The sequence below is a fragment of the Streptococcus timonensis genome, assembly GCF_047460355.1.
GTDB lineage: Bacteria > Bacillota > Bacilli > Lactobacillales > Streptococcaceae > Streptococcus > Streptococcus timonensis_A.
Genome location: NZ_JASHGL010000005.1, coordinates 18,129 through 31,512 on the forward strand (window position 1 = coordinate 18,129; position 13,384 = coordinate 31,512).

Genomic DNA, 13,384 nt, shown 5'->3' on the forward strand with positions numbered 1-13,384 from the left:
TCAATCTCAAATTTATTTATCAGAAAATCCTATTTAATCCTCTATATTCACCTAAAACAAAAACAAAAGTCGCCCTGATGAGCGACCTTTGTCGGAGATTATTATGAAAAAGTTAGGATTACTATTAAATAAAGTTAGGAGGTCTTTATTTAATGATTATAGTATACAGGGTAAACCTTAAACCCAACTTAAATAACTTCTTTTTTATTAATTTTTAAAACTATGAATCGGAGCAGGGATTTGACCACCTCTAGCGATAAAATCAAATGACGACGCCTTATTAACTTTCATAACTGGAGCCGTTCCTAAAAGGCCACCGAATTCAATCATATCTCCTTCTTTCCCTTTAGGGATTATCCGGACTGCTGTTGTCTTCATATTAATCACACCGATTGCAGCTTCATCAGCAATCATAGCTGCAATGGTTTCAGCTGGTGTGTCTTCGGGAATAGCAATCATATCCAATCCAACCGAACAGATGGCCGTCATAGCTTCGAGTTTTTCAAGATTCAGAGAACCATTTTGTACAGCCGCAATCATGCCTTCATCTTCCGAGACTGGGATAAAGGCACCTGACAGACCACCAACTTGATTACAAGCCATGACACCACCTTTTTTGACTTGATCATTCAGAAGAGCAAGAGCAGCAGTTGTTCCATGTGTCCCAACTGTCTCCAAGCCCATTTCCTCAAGAACACGAGCTACAGAGTCTCCTACTGCTGGAGTCGGTGCTAAACTCAAATCTACAATCCCAAATTCTACACCCAGTCTCTCGCTAGCCATTTGGCCGACTAGTTGACCAATCCGAGTGATTTTAAAGGCTGTCTTCTTGACCGTTTCAGCAACAACATCAAAACTCTGACCCCGTACCTTTTCTAAGGCCCGTTTGACAACACCTGGTCCTGAGACTCCGACATTGATGATAACATCTGCTTCACCAACACCATGAAAGGCGCCTGCCATAAAAGGATTGTCCTCTACGGCGTTGGCAAAGACTACCAACTTGGCTGCACCCATATCCGATAGGTTTGCCGTTTCCTTGATGATGCGTCCCATATCCGCAACTGCTGTCATATTAATTCCAGACTTGGTTGATCCAATATTAACTGACGAGCAAACCTTATCCGTTTCTGCTAAGGCACGGGGTATAGAATTGATGAGAATCTCATCTCCTTTTTGATAACCTTTTTGAACTAGTGCTGAAAAGCCCCCGATAAAATCTACTCCAATTTCTTTAGCTGCTCTATCCAAAGCTTTTGCTAGTGGAACATAGTCTTTGGCATCAGTTGCTGCTCCGATTATTGAAATCGGAGTTACCGATACTCGTTTGTTAACAATTGGAATCCCTAATTCTGCTGCAATTTCGTCTCCTACTGAAACAAGATTAGCAGCTTTTCTAGTGATTTTCTCATATATTTTTTCTGCCGTACGTTCAATATCAGGGTCAATACAGTCCAAAAGGGAAATGCCCATGGTGATGGTCCTGATATCAAAATGCTGCTCTTCAATCATCGCAATGGTTTCGGTTACTTGTCTAATATCCATACGTACCTCCTAGATATTATACATGGCATCAAAAATTGCTGCACTTTGAATATTGATTTTTACATTTAGACTTTGGCCAAAGGTTTCAAACTCAGTTCTAAGAGCGGTAAAATCCTGTTTTTCATCACTTGAAACAACTGCCATCATCGTGAAATATTCGTTTAAAACAGTTTGCGAAATATCATCAATATTTAAACCTAATTCTGCAATTTTACTTGCTACACCCGCAACAATACCAGTCTTATCTTTTCCAACAACTGTAATAATAGCTTTCATTGTTATGCTCCAATTCTTCAATTAGTCGGAAGTCAAAATATTACCGACTTTCTTTGTTCCTAGTATAGCATATTTACAATTAAAATACGCAAAAACGCCTGCTTACGAAATTGTTCTTAAGTAAAAAACAATTTCGTAAACAAGCGTCTACCCATTCATCTTATGATGAGTGTTCCCGCTAGGATTGAAATCCTAGCGGTAGACCAGAGCTAGACTAAGAGCACGAGGCTCCATCATCATAACACTCAACAAAATTGATGATTTTATACTAATTCAATGATCGCCATTGGCGCTGCATCACCACGACGTGGTTCAGTTTTAAGGATACGAGTGTATCCACCGTTACGCTCAGCATAACGAGGTGCGATTTCTGAGAACAATTTTTGAAGTGCTGTAGTAGAAGTGTACTTGTCAGTTGCTTCATCATAGTTTTCAGATGCGATTTCATTACGTACGAAAGCTGCTGCTTGACGACGTGCATGCAAATCACCACGTTTACCTAGAGTAATCATTTTTTCAACAGTTTTACGGATTTCTTTAGCACGAGCTTCAGTTGTCACGATTGATTCGTTGATCAAAAGGTCAGTTGTCAAATCGCGAAGCATTGCTTTACGTTGTGAGCTAGTGCGTCCTAGTTTACGGTAAGCCATGTATTCCTCCTTTATTTATCTTTTAATCCAAGACCCAAATCAATGAGCTTGAGTTTCACTTCTTCCAAACTCTTGCGTCCAAGATTTCTTACTTTCATCATCTCTGCTTCAGATTTTTCTGTCAAATCATGCACAGTATTGATACCGGCACGTTTCAAACAGTTGTATGAACGCACAGACAAATCAAGTTCCTCAATCGTACGATCCAAAATACGATCGTCTGATTCAGTATCAGCTTCTTTCATCACTTCTGTTGACTTCGCAATCTCAGTTAGATTTGTAAACAAATCAAGATGCTCTGTCAAGATACGTGCTGAAAGCCCTAAAGCATCTTCTGGAATAATTGTTCCATTTGTTAAGATTTCAAGGGTTAATTTGTCAAAACCATCATTGCTACCTACACGAGCAGGTTCAACCTGATAGTTGACTTTTGTAACTGGTGTATAAATAGAATCTACAGCAAGTGTTCCAACTGGGGCATTATCTTTCTTGTTTTCATCAGCAGGTACATAACCACGACCCGTATTAACAGTCATCGACGCTTTAAATGAAGCACCTTCACCGATTGTGAAAAGATAATGATTTGGATTTACGATTTCAATATCACTATCCGTTAAAATATCTCCAGCTGTTACTTCAGCAGGTCCTTGAACATCTAGTTCAATAGTCTTTTCGTCCTTAACATAAGATTTAACTGCAATCCCTTTAATGTTCAGAATGATTTGCATCACATCTTCACGCACACCTGGAATTGTGTCAAATTCATGCAACACTCCATCAATATCGATAGAAGTCACAGCCGCTCCTGGAAGAGAAGCAAGAAGTACACGACGAAGAGAGTTACCAAGTGTTGTACCATAACCACGTTCAAGTGGTTCAATTACAAACTTGCCATAATCTTTATTTTCATCAATTTTTGTTATATTTGGTTTTTCAAACTCGATCATTTAGTTACTCCCTCTTAAACGAAAAGCAGTGTAAAGGTAATGATTATACACGGCGACGTTTTGGAGGACGAGCACCATTGTGTGGCACTGGAGTCACATCACGAATTGCTGTTACTTCAAGACCAGCGGCAGCAAGAGCACGAATAGCTGACTCACGACCAGAACCTGGACCTTTAACAGTAACTTCAACTGATTTAAGACCGTGTTCTTGTGCAGATTTAGCAGCAGCTTCTGAAGCCATTTGAGCAGCAAATGGTGTAGATTTACGAGAACCTTTGAAACCAAGAGCACCAGCTGATGACCAAGAAATTGCATTACCATGCACATCAGTAATCATAACAATAGTGTTATTAAATGTAGCGTGAATATGAGCAATACCAGATTCGATATTCTTTTTCACACGACGTTTACGTGTTGGTTTAGCCAAGACTTTTACCTCCTATATTATTTTTTCTTACCAGCAATCGCAACAGCTTTACCTTTACGAGTGCGAGCGTTGTTTTTAGTGTTTTGTCCACGGACAGGAAGTCCACGACGGTGACGGATACCACGGTATGAACCGATTTCCATCAAACGTTTAATGTTCAAGTTAACTTCACGACGAAGGTCACCTTCAACTTTGATTGCATCCACTTCACGACGGATAGCATCTTCTTGATCTGATGTAAGGTCACGAACACGAATATCTTCTGAAATTCCAGCAGCTGCCAAAATCTTTTGAGATGTTGCAAGTCCGATACCATAGACATAAGTCAATGAAATAACTACGCGTTTGTCATTTGGAATATCAACTCCAGCAATACGAGCCATGTTTTCTCCTTTCTATCTTATCCTTGACGTTGTTTGTGTTTTGGATTTGCTGGGCAAATTACCATAACACGACCATTACGACGAATAACTTTACAGTATTCGCAAATTGGTTTGACCGATGGTCTTACTTTCATTTCTTATCCCTCCAAGTTTTTCGATTATTTAAAGCGGTAAGTGATACGCCCACGTGTCAAGTCATATGGACTCATCTCAACAGTAACACGATCTCCCGCTAAAATACGAATATAGTTTTTACGAATTTTACCAGAAACTGTTGCTAAAATCTGATGTCCATTTTCAAGTTCAACCGTAAACATTGCATTCGGCATGGTATCAACTACTTTGCCTTCAACTTCAATCACATCGTCTTTTGCCACGCAAAAGTACCTCCATAAATTTCGATTTGATGCCTCTAGACACAGAGACAACAATTATAAGTCAGACTAACTCAGTATAACATTTGTAGAGACATTTTGCAAGCATGAAAAACGCTTTTATTTCAAATTAGTCAATACTTTTTCGATATCTACAAAGACTTCATTAATATCTTTGTTTCCTTCAATATCATGTACTAGACCTTTGGCACGATAGTGGGCAATGATGGGTTCACCTTGAGCAATATTAACATCCAAACGACGTTTAACTGTTTCTGGTTTATCATCTTCGCGTTGGTAATAGTCTTCTTCTTTGTAATCAACTGGTGGGTTGAAAACCTTGTGGAAGGTTTCACCTGTTTCGCGGTGGATGATACGGCCACTCAAACGTTCCAAGAGACAATCCGGGTTTACTTCAATATTGATGACACCTTCAAGTTCGATACCAAGTTCAGCCAAGATTTGGTCCAAAGCATGAGCTTGTTCAATGGTACGTGGGTAACCATCCAACAAGAAACCTGCTTCTTTAATATCATCCTGAGCAAGACGTTCTTTAACGATTCCGTTAGTTACTTCATCTGGAACTAACTCACCTTTGTCAATATAAGACTTAGCAAGAACACCCATTTCCGTTTTATTAGCAATAGCCGCACGGAACATATCTCCTGTAGAAATATGAGCAACATGAAATTGTTCAACAATTTTTGCCGCCTGTGTTCCTTTACCTGCACCAGGTAATCCCATAATCAAAAGATTCATGATTCAATCTCCTTATTTTATTTTTAAATAGAAGTAAAAATTCACTTCAACTCCTATTTAAAAACAAAATAGAAGAGAGGAGATAAAAATCTGACAATGTCTTTGATTTTTACACTCCACTCTCTGAGCAATAGTGAATTTTATTTTCTATTACAATTATTCTGTTGTATTTAAGAAACCAACATACTTACGTTTCAATAGATAACCTTCCAATTGTTTGATTCCTTCAATACCAGTAGAGATAATGATCAAGAGACTTGTTCCTCCAAAAGCAACTACGTCTGAAAGACCAAATAAATCCTTAGCTACAATTGGTAAGATAGAAATCACACCTAGGAATAGCGAACCAACCGTTGCAAGACGACGAAGAAGTTTTGACATATATTCTTCTGTTCCCTTACCAGGTCGAACGCCGTGGATATAGGCACCACTCTTTTGTAAATTCTCTGCTGCTTTCTCAGGATTAATCTGTACAAATGTATAGAAGAATGTAAAGAGAATAATCAACAGAGCGTAAAGAGCAATACCTGTTGGGGCTGTTGTAGACAACAACTCCTGGGCAGTACGAACCCACTCCCAGTCAAGACCAGATGCACTTACAAATTGTAAGATCGCTGCTGGAGCCGCCGTGATAGAGCTGGCAAAGATAACTGGGATAACACCCGCTGGGTTAATTTTCAAAGGAAGGTATGAGCTAGATGGAGCTCCTTGGGCAACCTTTGTATATTGAATTGGGATTTTGTATTCAGCTTGTTGTACATAGGTTGTAAAATAGATAATCAACAAGACTGCAACAATCAAAATAGCGATAAAAATAAGGGATGATTGTAAGCGATCACTTGGTACATTGACAAAGTAATCAACATAAATTCCTTTAATCATATCAGGAATTGAAGCAACAATACCTGCAAAGATAATCATTGAAACACCATTACCATATCCCTTATCTGTGATTTGCTCTCCCAACCAGGTTACAATCATGCTACCTGCTGTTAAGATTCCTCCAATCACAAGGAAAACTTGTGGTGTAAGTGGTACAGTCAAAAGTTTAGCTCCAGACAGAGCGTTAAAACCAGCAGTAATACCGACTGATTGAACAAATGCAAGCACTAGTGCAATGTATCGAGTTGCTTGATTTAACTTTCTACGACCAACTTCCCCTTGTTTGCCCCACTCCACAAACTTTGGTAATAAATCCATTTGCAAGAGTTGGACGACGATTGAGGCTGTAATGTAAGGGCTAACTCCAAGAGCAAAAACTGAAAAGTTTTTCATGGCATTCCCTGACACCAAGCTCAACATATTTAAGAAGGATAGTCCACTCAAAGCGTTCAAGCTATTTGCATTTACCCACGGTACAGTAATACTAGTACCGATACGAAAAACAAATACGATAAAAATTGTAAATAAAATCTTTGATCGAACTTGCTTAACTTTGAGTGCTTCTCTCAATAATTTAAAAAACATAGGTCACCTCACTTAGATGACTTCAACTGAACCACCTTTAGCAGTGATAGCTTCTTCAGCTGATTTAGAGAATTTAGCAGCTTTAACAGTCAACTTCTTAGTCAACTCACCGTTACCAAGAATCTTGATACCTGATTTTTCAGCTTTAACAATTCCTGATTCTACAAGTACCACTGGAGTTACTTCAGCACCATCATCAAAGGCGTTCAATTGGTCAAGGTTAACAATCGCATACTCTTTAGCGTTGATGTTAGTAAATCCACGTTTTGGAAGACGACGGAACAATGGAGTTTGTCCACCTTCAAAACCAAGGCGAACTCCGCCACCGCTACGAGCTTTTTGACCTTTTTGACCACGACCAGATGTTTTACCGTTACCTGATGAAGTACCACGACCAACGCGGTTACGAGTCTTACGAGAACCTTCTGCAGGTTTCAATTCATGAAGTTTCATTTATTTTCTCCTCTTTTGTAAAATGCTAGCGCCGATAAGAGAGAAAAGGTTGTCTCTCCCATCAACTCGCCTATACATTAGTCATTTCAAATGACTATATCTAGTTTTAGGGGATGAGTAGATGCACATCCCCTAATTTTTTTAGTTTACTTCTTCAACTGTTACTAAGTGAGATACTGCAGTAATCATACCACGTACTGCTTGGTTATCTTCTTTAATAACAGAGCTGTTCAATTTGCCAAGTCCAAGTGCTACAACAGTTTTACGTTGTGATGGAATGCGTCCGATTGGAGACTTAGTCAAAGTAATTTTAATTTGAGCCATTTTATCCCCTTTCTTATGCCAAATCAGAAACTGAGATACCACGAAGGGCAGCAACTTCTTCAGCGCGTTTCAATTGTTTCAAACCTTCAACAGTTGCACGAACAATGTTGATTGGAGTGTTAGAGCCAAGTGATTTAGATGTAATATCTGCCACACCAGCCAATTCCACAACGGCACGTACTGCACCACCAGCGGCTACTCCAGAACCTTCTACAGCAGGTTTCAACAATACTTTAGCTCCACCAAATTCTGAAAGAACTTCGTGTGGGATTGTTGTTCCAACCATAGGAACTTCGATCAAGTTTTTCTTAGCATCGTCTACTGCTTTACGGATTGCTTCTGGAACTTCTTGTGCTTTACCAGTACCAAATCCTACACGACCATTGTGGTCACCCACAACTACAAGAGCTGCAAAACGAAGACGACGTCCACCTTTAACAACTTTTGTAACACGGTTGACAGCAACTACGCGTTCTTCAAATTCAACTGCATTGTCTTTAAATGCCATTTTCTAGTGTCCTCCTATTAGAATTTCAATCCGTTTTCACGAGCTGCATCAGCCAAAGCTTTCACACGTCCGTGATATAGATATCCACCGCGGTCGAACACCACTTCTGAAATACCTTTAGCACTTGCACGTTCTGCAACGAGTTTACCGACAGCAACGGCTTGTTCAGTTTTAGTTCCTTTTGAAACTTCTTTGTCAAGAGTTGAAGCACTTGCGAGCGTTACACCCGCTACGTCATCAATAACTTGAGCGTAGATGCCTGTATTAGAACGGAACACGTTCAAACGTGGGCGATCAGCAGTTCCAGAGAGTTTTCCGCGAACGCGACGGTGGCGTTTTTGGCGGAGTTTGTTTTTATCTGGTTTAGAAATCACAGTTTTCACCTCTTTAGTTTTAATTGTGTGCTATGCACAAAGTTGGTTAATAGCTTGGTGGTTGAAAATTAACCACTCAAGATTATTTACCTGTTTTACCTTCTTTAATACGAACGTATTCACCAACGTAACGGATACCTTTACCTTTATATGGTTCAGGTGTACGAAGGCTACGTACATAAGCAGCTGTTTGACCAACTACTTCTTTTGAAATTCCGCTGATAACAATGTTAGTTGGGTTTGGAAGTTCAAAAGTAATCCCTTCTGGAGCTTCAACTTCGTCTGGATGAGATTTACCAACAGCCAAGACAAGTTTGTTTCCTTGAAGTTGTGCACGGTAACCAACCCCACGCATTTCAAGTTGTTTCTTGAATCCTTCTGATACTCCAACAACCATGTTGTTCAAAAGGGCACGAGTAGTTCCGTGGATAGTTTTCATTTCTTTTGAATCGTTTGGACGGTGAAGAGTTACTTCAGTACCTTCCACACGGATTTCAATATCTTTTGAGAACTCACGAGTAAGTTCTCCTTTAGGTCCTTTTACAGTTACTACGTTGTCGTTGTTGATGATTTCAACACCAGCAGGCAACACGATAACTTTATTACCAATACGTGACATGTTTTTATTCTCCTGTTAAATTGTCAGGCCATAAAGGCCAGTTTTCACGGGGTTAAATCGATTTCTCGATTTAAAGGAACATTTAGATTTCAATTTCAAAGTGAATCTAGGCATCGTCTCGCAGGCATAACTTTGGGTTAGGCTAGAGACGATAACGAAGAGTCACAAAGAAATTGGGAGCTAAATATTACCAAACGTAAGCGATAACCTCACCACCAACATTCTTTTGGCGAGCTTCTTTATCAGTAAGCAAACCTTCAGATGTTGAAAGGATAGCAATTCCAAGACCGTTAAGTACTTTTGGAAGGTCTTCACGTTTTTTGTAGACACGAAGTCCTGGTTTAGAAACACGTTTCAAGTTAGTGATAACTTTTTCACCGTTTGATCCGTATTTAAGGAATACACGGATGATGCCTTGTTTGTCATCTTCGATGATTTCTACGTTCTTTACAAAACCTTCGCGTTTAAGGATTTCAGCAATCCCTTTTTTGATGTTTGATGCAGGTACTTCAAGTACTTCGTGTTTTGCTTGGTTAGCGTTACGAATACGAGTTAGGAAGTCTGCGATTGGGTCAGTCATAACCATTTTATTTTTCTCCTCTTACTAGTAGTTTGCAAGTTGCACTTGCTAGTTAATGTTTGAGCTAGGCTCAGAAAGTATTAGATACTGTCAAACGAGAGATACTCATTTGAACACGAGCTACAACCTGGGCAAAAAAGATAGATTTTTTTAGAGCATCGCTCCGGCACCAAATCTCCTATTTTTGCTATGATTGTTACGCTCTTTGTATCATGATATTACCAAGATGCTTTTGTTACACCAGGGATTTGACCTTTATATGCCAATTCACGGAAGCAAACACGGCAAAGTTTAAACTTGCGGTAAACTGAGTGTGGACGTCCACAACGTTCACAGCGAGTGTATGCTTGAGTAGAGAACTTCGCTGGGCGTTTGTTCTTAGCAATCATAGATTTTTTAGCCATTAGTTATACCTCCTATATTATTTTGCAAAAGGCATTCCAAGGCCTGTAAGCAATGCACGTGACTCTTCGTCAGTGTTAGCAGTAGTTACGATAACGATGTCAAGACCACGAGTTTTGTCAACGTCATCAAAGTTGATTTCTGGGAAAATCAATTGTTCTTTCACACCAAGTGTGTAGTTTCCGCGTCCATCAAAAGATTTTGTAGGAACACCGTGGAAGTCACGTACACGTGGAAGTGAAACTGAAACCAATTTGTCCAAGAATTCGTACATACGTTCACCACGAAGGGTAACTTTTGCACCGATCGCAACACCTTCACGAAGACGGAAGCCGGCGATTGATTTTTTAGCTTTAGTGATAAGTGGTTTTTGACCTGAAATAAGTGCCAATTCTTCAGCAGCTTTTTCAAGGCTTTTAGCGTTTGATACAGCTTCACCAACACCCATGTTCAAAACGATCTTATCTACTTTAGGCACAGCCATCACTGATGAGTAGTTGAATTGTTCTGTCAAAGCAGGAACTACTTCATTAAGATATTTTTCTTTTAAACGATTTGCCATTATACTTCTCCTTTCCTTCGTGATTAATCAAGCACTTCGCCTGATTTTTTATTGTAGCGAACTTTTTTACCATCTACAACTTTGTAACCAACACGTCCAGCTACACCGTTCTTGTCCAAGACTTGAACATTTGATACGTGGATAGCTGCTTCTTTCTCGACGATACCACCTTGAGGAAGCTCGTTAGTTGGACGTTGGTGTTTCTTAACGATGTTAACACCTTCGACGATAACTTTGTTTACTTTTGGAAGGGCAGTAAGGACAACAGCTTCTGTTCCCTTATCTTTACCAGCGATTACGCGAACTTTGTCGCCTTTTTTTACAAACATTAGGTTTCTCCTTGATTTTTCTTACGCCCATATGGGCACCCTGGAAAGAAATCCAGGGGACTAGTTTGTTTTTAAAAATTAAAGTACTTCTGGAGCAAGTGACACGATCTTCATGAAGCCACCTTCACGCAATTCACGTGCAACTGGGCCAAAGATACGTGTTCCGCGAGGAGTTTTATCTTCACGGATGATAACTGCTGCGTTCTCGTCAAATTTGATGTATGAACCATCAGCGCGACGAGCACCTGATTTAGTACGAACGATAACTGCTTTAACAACGTCACCTTTTTTAACCGCACCACCAGGAGTAGCTTGTTTTACAGATGCCACAATAACATCACCGATGTTTGCAAATTTACGTCCTGAACCACCAAGAACTTTGATAGTCAAGATTTCGCGAGCACCGCTGTTGTCTGCGACTTTCAAACGAGTTTCTGTTTGAATCATTTCAGATTTCTCCTTTCAGGTTTGATTAGATGATGACCGCTTCTTCAACAACTTCTACAAGACGGAATCGTTTTGTAGCTGAAAGCGGACGAGTTTCCATGATACGTACGATATCGCCTTCTTTGGCAACATTGTTTTCATCATGAGCTTTGTATTTTTTAGAGTAGTTAATACGTTTACCATAGACTGGGTGGTTACGTTTTGTTTCAACTACAACTGTGATTGTCTTGTCCATTTTGTCAGATACAACACGTCCAACAAGAACTTTACGATTATTGCGTTCCATTGAAATTTCTCCTTCCCTAGTCTATTATTTCGCTTCAGATTGAACTGTTTTGATACGAGCGATTTGTTTTTTAACTTCTTTCAAGCGAGCTGTTTGTTCTAATTGACCAGTAGCAGCTTGGAAACGAAGTTCAAACAATTCTTTTTTCAATTCGTTTTCGCGCTTCGCGAGTTCTTCTTGAGAAAGACCACGAAGTTCTTTAACAAATTCTTTTACTTCATTAAGTTTCATGCCTTCTCCTTATTCTGCTTCACGTTTTACGAATTTACATTTAACTGGCAATTTGTGGCTTGCAAGACGAAGTGCTTCACGAGCGATCTCTTCAGATACACCAGCAACTTCAAACATTACTTTACCACGTTTAACTGGTGCTACCCAACCTTCAGGTGCCCCTTTACCAGATCCCATACGAACCCCGATAGCTTTTGCTGTGTATGATTTGTGTGGGAAGATTTTAATCCAAACTTTACCACCACGTTTCATGTAACGAGTCATGGCGATACGAGCAGCCTCGATTTGGCGGTTAGTGATCCAGTGGCTAGTTGTAGCTTGAAGACCGTATTCACCGAATGCTACTTCTTTTCCACCTTTTGCTTCACCGCGCATTTTACCACGGAATTCACGACGATGTTTAACACGTTTAGGTACTAACATTGGTTATTTACCTCCTTTAGTGTTTTTACGAGCTGGAAGAACTTCACCACGGTAGATCCATACTTTAACACCAAGTTTACCGTATGTAGTGTCTGCTTCTTCCCAAGCGTAATCGATATCTGCACGAAGTGTGTGAAGTGGAACAGTTCCTTCAGAGTATCCTTCAGCACGGGCAATATCTGCACCGTTCAAACGACCTGATACTTGAGTTTTGATTCCTTTAGCTCCAGCACGCATTGCACGTTGGATTGCTTGTTTTTGTGCACGACGGAAAGCAACACGTTGCTCCAATTGACGAGCAATTCCTTCACCTACAAGGTGAGCATCCAAATCAGGTTGTTTGATTTCGATGATGTTGATGTGTACTTGTTTCCCAGTCAGTTTGTTAAGTTTTGCACGGAGTGCATCAACGTTAGCACCACCTTTACCGATAACCATACCTGGCTTAGCAGTGTGAAGTGAGACGTTAACTTTGTTTACTGCGCGTTCGATTTCGATAGTTGAAACCGCTGCGTCAGCTAGTTCTTTTTGAACGAATTTACGGATTGCAAGATCTTCATGAAGGTAATCCGCGTATTCTTTTTCAGCATACCATTTGGCATCCCAATCACGGATGATGCCGACACGCATACCAATTGGATGTACTTTTTGACCCACGATTTTACCTCCTTATTTTTCTGCAACAGCCACAGTGATGTGAGCTGTACGTTTGTTGATTGGTGAAGCTGAACCTTTCGCACGAGGACGGAAACGTTTCATAGTTGGTCCTTCATTTGCGAATGCTTCAGATACTACCAAGTTAGCTTTATCCAAACCAAAGTTGTTTTCAGCGTTAGCTACAGCTGAGTTCAAAACTTTCAAGATGATTTCAGCAGCTTTGTTTGGAGTGAATGTCAAGATTGCAATAGCATCGGCTACGCTTTTACCACGAATATTGTCAAGAACAAGACGTGATTTACGAGGTGAAACACGTACTGTACGAGCCATTGCTTTAGCTGAAGTAATTTCTGCCATTTAT

The 13,384-nt window shown here is 40.0% G+C and carries 25 protein-coding genes; all 25 read right to left on the reverse strand.

The genetic code is table 11. The annotated features are described in order from the left end of the window. Nucleotides 1-207: 207 nt before the first annotated feature. The gene (locus QM941_RS08100) at nt 208-1,545 is read right to left on the reverse strand and encodes a PFL family protein (protein WP_414340092.1); all 1,338 of its coding nucleotides are present in this window, start codon (nt 1,543-1,545) and stop codon (nt 208-210) included. 9 nt (nt 1,546-1,554) lie between these two features. Next, nucleotides 1,555-1,821 carry an ACT domain-containing protein gene (locus QM941_RS08105; RefSeq protein WP_414340093.1) on the reverse strand — a complete coding sequence of 89 codons (267 nt, stop codon included), beginning with the start codon at nt 1,819-1,821 and terminating at the stop codon, nt 1,555-1,557. Between the two features lie 263 nt (nt 1,822-2,084). Then, nucleotides 2,085-2,471, reverse strand: coding sequence for a 50S ribosomal protein L17 (rplQ, locus tag QM941_RS08110; protein WP_000331493.1), 387 nt, complete (start codon nt 2,469-2,471; stop codon nt 2,085-2,087). Between the two features lie 11 nt (nt 2,472-2,482). Then, on the reverse strand, nt 2,483-3,418 hold the full coding sequence (locus QM941_RS08115) for a DNA-directed RNA polymerase subunit alpha (RefSeq protein ID WP_414340094.1): 936 nt from the start codon (nt 3,416-3,418) through the stop codon (nt 2,483-2,485). Between the two features lie 43 nt (nt 3,419-3,461). Then, the gene (gene rpsK, locus QM941_RS08120) at nt 3,462-3,845 is read right to left on the reverse strand and encodes a 30S ribosomal protein S11 (protein WP_001118386.1); all 384 of its coding nucleotides are present in this window, start codon (nt 3,843-3,845) and stop codon (nt 3,462-3,464) included. Nucleotides 3,846-3,862: 17 nt separating this feature from the next. Further along, nucleotides 3,863-4,228 carry a 30S ribosomal protein S13 gene (gene rpsM / locus QM941_RS08125; RefSeq protein WP_075565054.1) on the reverse strand — a complete coding sequence of 122 codons (366 nt, stop codon included), beginning with the start codon at nt 4,226-4,228 and terminating at the stop codon, nt 3,863-3,865. A 17-nt stretch (nt 4,229-4,245) separates the two neighbouring features. Next, nucleotides 4,246-4,362, reverse strand: a complete 117-nt coding sequence (rpmJ, locus tag QM941_RS08130) for a 50S ribosomal protein L36 (protein WP_001808836.1) — start codon at nt 4,360-4,362, stop codon at nt 4,246-4,248. 24 nt (nt 4,363-4,386) lie between these two features. Next, nucleotides 4,387-4,605 carry a translation initiation factor IF-1 gene (infA, locus tag QM941_RS08135; protein ID WP_001029883.1) on the reverse strand — a complete coding sequence of 73 codons (219 nt, stop codon included), beginning with the start codon at nt 4,603-4,605 and terminating at the stop codon, nt 4,387-4,389. Nucleotides 4,606-4,722: 117 nt separating this feature from the next. Then, nucleotides 4,723-5,361 carry an adenylate kinase gene (locus QM941_RS08140; RefSeq protein ID WP_414340095.1) on the reverse strand — a complete coding sequence of 213 codons (639 nt, stop codon included), beginning with the start codon at nt 5,359-5,361 and terminating at the stop codon, nt 4,723-4,725. Nucleotides 5,362-5,517: 156 nt separating this feature from the next. Then, nucleotides 5,518-6,828, reverse strand: a complete 1,311-nt coding sequence (secY, locus tag QM941_RS08145) for a preprotein translocase subunit SecY (protein ID WP_414340096.1) — start codon at nt 6,826-6,828, stop codon at nt 5,518-5,520. A gap of 12 nt (nt 6,829-6,840) precedes the next feature. Continuing rightward, on the reverse strand, nt 6,841-7,281 hold the full coding sequence (rplO, locus tag QM941_RS08150; protein WP_006154715.1) for a 50S ribosomal protein L15: 441 nt from the start codon (nt 7,279-7,281) through the stop codon (nt 6,841-6,843). A 141-nt stretch (nt 7,282-7,422) separates the two neighbouring features. Continuing rightward, the gene (rpmD, locus tag QM941_RS08155; RefSeq protein ID WP_414340097.1) at nt 7,423-7,605 is read right to left on the reverse strand and encodes a 50S ribosomal protein L30; all 183 of its coding nucleotides are present in this window, start codon (nt 7,603-7,605) and stop codon (nt 7,423-7,425) included. A 13-nt stretch (nt 7,606-7,618) separates the two neighbouring features. Next, nucleotides 7,619-8,113, reverse strand: coding sequence for a 30S ribosomal protein S5 (rpsE, locus tag QM941_RS08160; protein WP_000874196.1), 495 nt, complete (start codon nt 8,111-8,113; stop codon nt 7,619-7,621). Between the two features lie 17 nt (nt 8,114-8,130). Then, nucleotides 8,131-8,487, reverse strand: a complete 357-nt coding sequence (rplR, locus tag QM941_RS08165; protein ID WP_004251098.1) for a 50S ribosomal protein L18 — start codon at nt 8,485-8,487, stop codon at nt 8,131-8,133. A gap of 82 nt (nt 8,488-8,569) precedes the next feature. Continuing rightward, the gene (rplF, locus tag QM941_RS08170; RefSeq protein ID WP_414340098.1) at nt 8,570-9,106 is read right to left on the reverse strand and encodes a 50S ribosomal protein L6; all 537 of its coding nucleotides are present in this window, start codon (nt 9,104-9,106) and stop codon (nt 8,570-8,572) included. A gap of 187 nt (nt 9,107-9,293) precedes the next feature. After that, nucleotides 9,294-9,692, reverse strand: coding sequence for a 30S ribosomal protein S8 (rpsH, locus tag QM941_RS08175; RefSeq protein WP_045592917.1), 399 nt, complete (start codon nt 9,690-9,692; stop codon nt 9,294-9,296). 212 nt (nt 9,693-9,904) lie between these two features. After that, nucleotides 9,905-10,090 carry a type Z 30S ribosomal protein S14 gene (locus QM941_RS08180; protein WP_001085699.1) on the reverse strand — a complete coding sequence of 62 codons (186 nt, stop codon included), beginning with the start codon at nt 10,088-10,090 and terminating at the stop codon, nt 9,905-9,907. A 17-nt stretch (nt 10,091-10,107) separates the two neighbouring features. Continuing rightward, nucleotides 10,108-10,650, reverse strand: a complete 543-nt coding sequence (rplE, locus tag QM941_RS08185; protein WP_000013542.1) for a 50S ribosomal protein L5 — start codon at nt 10,648-10,650, stop codon at nt 10,108-10,110. Nucleotides 10,651-10,673: 23 nt separating this feature from the next. Continuing rightward, on the reverse strand, nt 10,674-10,979 hold the full coding sequence (gene rplX, locus QM941_RS08190) for a 50S ribosomal protein L24 (protein WP_414340099.1): 306 nt from the start codon (nt 10,977-10,979) through the stop codon (nt 10,674-10,676). Nucleotides 10,980-11,057: 78 nt separating this feature from the next. After that, complete coding sequence (gene rplN / locus QM941_RS08195) at nt 11,058-11,426, reverse strand: 50S ribosomal protein L14 (protein WP_000616545.1); 369 nt, start codon at nt 11,424-11,426, stop codon at nt 11,058-11,060. A 25-nt stretch (nt 11,427-11,451) separates the two neighbouring features. Further along, nucleotides 11,452-11,712, reverse strand: a complete 261-nt coding sequence (rpsQ, locus tag QM941_RS08200; protein ID WP_000440801.1) for a 30S ribosomal protein S17 — start codon at nt 11,710-11,712, stop codon at nt 11,452-11,454. Nucleotides 11,713-11,736: 24 nt separating this feature from the next. Then, nucleotides 11,737-11,943 (reverse strand): 50S ribosomal protein L29, encoded by a 207-nt coding sequence (gene rpmC / locus QM941_RS08205; RefSeq protein ID WP_000772918.1) that lies wholly within the window; start codon nt 11,941-11,943, stop codon nt 11,737-11,739. A 9-nt stretch (nt 11,944-11,952) separates the two neighbouring features. After that, nucleotides 11,953-12,366, reverse strand: coding sequence for a 50S ribosomal protein L16 (rplP, locus tag QM941_RS08210; protein ID WP_000960948.1), 414 nt, complete (start codon nt 12,364-12,366; stop codon nt 11,953-11,955). Between the two features lie 3 nt (nt 12,367-12,369). Further along, nucleotides 12,370-13,023, reverse strand: coding sequence for a 30S ribosomal protein S3 (gene rpsC, locus QM941_RS08215; RefSeq protein ID WP_000529936.1), 654 nt, complete (start codon nt 13,021-13,023; stop codon nt 12,370-12,372). A gap of 12 nt (nt 13,024-13,035) precedes the next feature. After that, on the reverse strand, nt 13,036-13,380 hold the full coding sequence (gene rplV, locus QM941_RS08220; protein WP_000818137.1) for a 50S ribosomal protein L22: 345 nt from the start codon (nt 13,378-13,380) through the stop codon (nt 13,036-13,038). Between the last annotated feature and the right edge of the window lie 4 nt (nt 13,381-13,384).

Excerpts from the sequence above, each read along its gene's own strand:
- rpmC (WP_000772918.1), bottom strand. The coding sequence starts at position 11,943 with ATGAAACTTAATGAAGTAAAAGAATTTGTTAAAGAACTTCGTGGTCTT.
- rpsQ (WP_000440801.1), bottom strand. The coding sequence starts at position 11,712 with ATGGAACGCAATAATCGTAAAGTTCTTGTTGGACGTGTTGTATCTGAC.
- rplX (WP_414340099.1), bottom strand. The coding sequence starts at position 10,979 with ATGTTTGTAAAAAAAGGCGACAAAGTTCGCGTAATCGCTGGTAAAGAT.
- rplV (WP_000818137.1), bottom strand. The coding sequence starts at position 13,380 with ATGGCAGAAATTACTTCAGCTAAAGCAATGGCTCGTACAGTACGTGTT.
- QM941_RS08115 (WP_414340094.1), bottom strand. The coding sequence starts at position 3,418 with ATGATCGAGTTTGAAAAACCAAATATAACAAAAATTGATGAAAATAAA.
- rplO (WP_006154715.1), bottom strand. The coding sequence starts at position 7,281 with ATGAAACTTCATGAATTGAAACCTGCAGAAGGTTCTCGTAAGACTCGT.
- QM941_RS08140 (WP_414340095.1), bottom strand. The coding sequence starts at position 5,361 with ATGAATCTTTTGATTATGGGATTACCTGGTGCAGGTAAAGGAACACAG.
- rpsH (WP_045592917.1), bottom strand. The coding sequence starts at position 9,692 with ATGGTTATGACTGACCCAATCGCAGACTTCCTAACTCGTATTCGTAAC.
- rpmD (WP_414340097.1), bottom strand. The coding sequence starts at position 7,605 with ATGGCTCAAATTAAAATTACTTTGACTAAGTCTCCAATCGGACGCATT.
- rplE (WP_000013542.1), bottom strand. The coding sequence starts at position 10,650 with ATGGCAAATCGTTTAAAAGAAAAATATCTTAATGAAGTAGTTCCTGCT.
- QM941_RS08105 (WP_414340093.1), bottom strand. The coding sequence starts at position 1,821 with ATGAAAGCTATTATTACAGTTGTTGGAAAAGATAAGACTGGTATTGTT.
- rpsE (WP_000874196.1), bottom strand. The coding sequence starts at position 8,113 with ATGGCATTTAAAGACAATGCAGTTGAATTTGAAGAACGCGTAGTTGCT.
- rplN (WP_000616545.1), bottom strand. The coding sequence starts at position 11,426 with ATGATTCAAACAGAAACTCGTTTGAAAGTCGCAGACAACAGCGGTGCT.
- rplF (WP_414340098.1), bottom strand. The coding sequence starts at position 9,106 with ATGTCACGTATTGGTAATAAAGTTATCGTGTTGCCTGCTGGTGTTGAA.
- rplQ (WP_000331493.1), bottom strand. The coding sequence starts at position 2,471 with ATGGCTTACCGTAAACTAGGACGCACTAGCTCACAACGTAAAGCAATG.
- rpmJ (WP_001808836.1), bottom strand. The coding sequence starts at position 4,362 with ATGAAAGTAAGACCATCGGTCAAACCAATTTGCGAATACTGTAAAGTT.
- secY (WP_414340096.1), bottom strand. The coding sequence starts at position 6,828 with ATGTTTTTTAAATTATTGAGAGAAGCACTCAAAGTTAAGCAAGTTCGA.
- rplP (WP_000960948.1), bottom strand. The coding sequence starts at position 12,366 with ATGTTAGTACCTAAACGTGTTAAACATCGTCGTGAATTCCGTGGTAAA.
- QM941_RS08100 (WP_414340092.1), bottom strand. The coding sequence starts at position 1,545 with ATGGATATTAGACAAGTAACCGAAACCATTGCGATGATTGAAGAGCAG.
- QM941_RS08180 (WP_001085699.1), bottom strand. The coding sequence starts at position 10,090 with ATGGCTAAAAAATCTATGATTGCTAAGAACAAACGCCCAGCGAAGTTC.
- rpsM (WP_075565054.1), bottom strand. The coding sequence starts at position 4,228 with ATGGCTCGTATTGCTGGAGTTGATATTCCAAATGACAAACGCGTAGTT.